This is a genomic window from Delftia sp. ZNC0008, from assembly GCF_000799035.1.
GTDB classification, from domain to species: domain Bacteria; phylum Pseudomonadota; class Gammaproteobacteria; order Burkholderiales; family Burkholderiaceae_C; genus Comamonas; species Comamonas tsuruhatensis.
On record NZ_JTKZ01000054.1, the window covers coordinates 1 to 2,614 of the forward strand.

The 2,614-nt window shown below is 70.4% G+C and carries 2 protein-coding genes; both read left to right on the forward strand.

Features of this window, described 5'->3' with window-relative positions:
• Positions 1–144 precede the first annotated feature (144 nt).
• On the forward strand, positions 145–1,809 hold the full coding sequence (locus L995_RS01545) for an amidohydrolase (RefSeq protein WP_047468482.1): 1,665 nt from the start codon (positions 145–147) through the stop codon (positions 1,807–1,809).
• A gap of 1 nt (position 1,810) precedes the next feature.
• A partial coding sequence (locus L995_RS01550) for a CobW family GTP-binding protein (RefSeq protein WP_047468485.1) occupies positions 1,811–2,614 on the forward strand: 804 nt, incomplete at its 3' end.

Sequence of the window (2,614 nt, forward strand, 5' to 3'; positions counted from 1 at the left end):
CCGCGTCCGTGCCTGCGTGCTCGGCCGAGGCGCCACCGCTGCGCGAAGCCGCCCCCGGCCATTGGGTGCGATGCATCCGCGTGGACCACATCTATGGCGTGCCGCGCGCGCCGCTGGCCCTTTGAACCCGGAGCACCCGCCACCATGAGTATCACCGTCTACGCCGCCCGCAAGATCATCACCATGAACCCCATGCAGCCCGAGGCCACGCACGTGGCCGTGCGCGACGGGCGCATCCTCGCTGTCGGGGACCTCGCGCGCTGCACGGCCTGGGGCGAATGCCGCATCGACGAGCGCTTTGCCGACCAGGTGCTGCTGCCCGGGCTGGTGGAGGGTCACTGTCACCTCAAGGAAGGCAGCATGTGGGATTGGACATACACGGGCTGGTTCGAACGGCGCGACCCCGACGGAAAGACCTGGCCCGGCCTGCGCTCCATGGATGCCGTGGTGGACCGCCTGGCCGAGGTGGCGTCGCGCATGGATGCGCAGGGCCTGCCGCCCGGGCAGCCGCTGATCGCCTGGGGGTTCGATCCCATCTACTTTGGCGGCGAGCGCATGACGGTGGAGCACCTGGACCGGGCTGCAGGAGGCCGTCCCATCGTGATCTCGCACGCCAACGGCCATCTGATGAATGTCAACAGCGCCATGCTGTGCCTGGCCGAGATCACGCGCGACAACGAGGTCGAGGGCGTGGTGCGCTTTGCGCCCGGCCACGCCCTGGCCGGCGAGCCCACGGGCGAGCTGCAGGAGCCGGCCGCCATGTTCCTGGTGCTGCGCAAGATCGGCAACGCCGGGCTGCTGGCGCCCATGACCGAGGCCGGCGTGCGCTCCTTTGCCCGCCTGGCCTGCCGCCAGGGCGTGACCACCGCCACCGACCTGGTCAACAGGCTGGGCGAGCAGGACTGCCGCGTGCTGGAGGCCGCGCTGGCCGACGACCAGGTGCCCATCCGCATCCTGCCCGCCTTCCAGGCGTTTCACGGCACGCATGGCGCCGAGGCCGGTGCCGAGCATGTGCGCACGCTCATGGCGCGCAACACCGACCGGCTGCGCTACGGCCTGGTCAAGATGATGCTGGACGGCTCCATCCAGGGCTTTTCGGCGCGCCTGCGCTGGCCCGGTCACTACAACGGCGCGCCCAACGGCATCTGGGTCACCGCGCCCGCGCAGTACGAGGCCGATTTCGAGACCTACCACCGCGCAGGCCTGCTCATCCATACGCACACCAATGGCGACGAGGCCAGCGAGGCCGCCATCGACGCCATAGGCCGCGTGCTGGCCCGCGCCCCCCGGCCCGACCACCGCCACACGCTGCAGCATGGCCAGATGATCGATGCGCCGCTGTTTCGCCGCATGGCGGCGCTGGGCCTGTGCGCCAACCTGTTCGCCAACCACATCTGGTACTGGGGCGACCAGCACTACGAGATGACCATGGGGCCGGACCGCGCCATGCGGCTCGATGCCTGCGCCAGCGCGTTGGCCGCCGGCGTGCCGCTGGCCATCCACTCGGATGCGCCCGTCACGCCGCTGGGGCCGCTGTTCACCGCCTGGTGCGCGGTCCACCGGATCACGCCCAAGGGCCGCGTGCTGGGCGCTGCCGAGCGCCTGACCGTGGCCCAGGCCCTGCATGCCGTCACGCTGGGCGCGGCCTGGACACTGAAGATGGACCACGAGATCGGCAGCATCGAATGCGGCAAGCGCGCCGACTTCTGCGTGCTGGAGGACGATCCGCTGTCCCTGGACCCCATGGTGCTGAAGGACCTCAAGGTCTGGGGCACGGTGCTGTCGGGGCGCGTCTTCAAGGCGGCATGACATGGGGCAGCGGCTGCCGTTCACGGTCATCGGCGGTTTCCTGGGCGCCGGCAAGACCACGCTGCTCAACCACTGGCTGCGCCATGCGGATGGCCAGCGGCTGGCCGTGCTGGTCAACGACTTCGGTGCGCTCAACATCGATGCAGGCCTGATCAAGGCCCACAGCGGCGACACCATTGCACTGACCAATGGCTGCGTGTGCTGCCAGATCGGCGATGACCTGTCCATGGCCCTGATCGGCGTGCTGCAGCAGCGCGAGCGCTTCGACGCCGTGGTGGTCGAGGCCAGCGGCGTCTCCGACCCCTGGCGCATTGCCCAGTTGGGCCTGGCCGATCCCGCACTGGCGCTGGACGGCGTCATCGTGGTCGTCGATGCCGCTGCCCTGCCCGGGCAGGCGGCCGATCCGCTGCTGGCCGACACGCTGCAGCGCCAGGTGGCCAGGGCCGACCTGGTCATCGTCAACAAGACCGATCTGGCCGAAGCCCGGACCCTGGAGCGCGTGCACGGCTGGATAGCCAGCCACGCGCCAGCCGCGCAACGCTGCGATGTGCACGAAGCCCGGGTGCCCGTGGAGCTGCTCAGTGGCGCAGCCCTGCTGCGTGGCGTGCGGGAAGTTTCATGGGGTGCCAGCACTGCGCGCCCCATGCATGGCCGGCAGTTCGAGACCTGGTCCTGCCAGCCGCCCGGGGTGCTGGCCGAGACGGCCCTGCAGGCGTGGCTGCAGGCCATGCCGGCTGGCGTGCTGCGGCTCAAGGGCGTGGTGCAGACCGGGGCGGGCCAGTGGAGCGAGCTTCAGTTTGCCGGG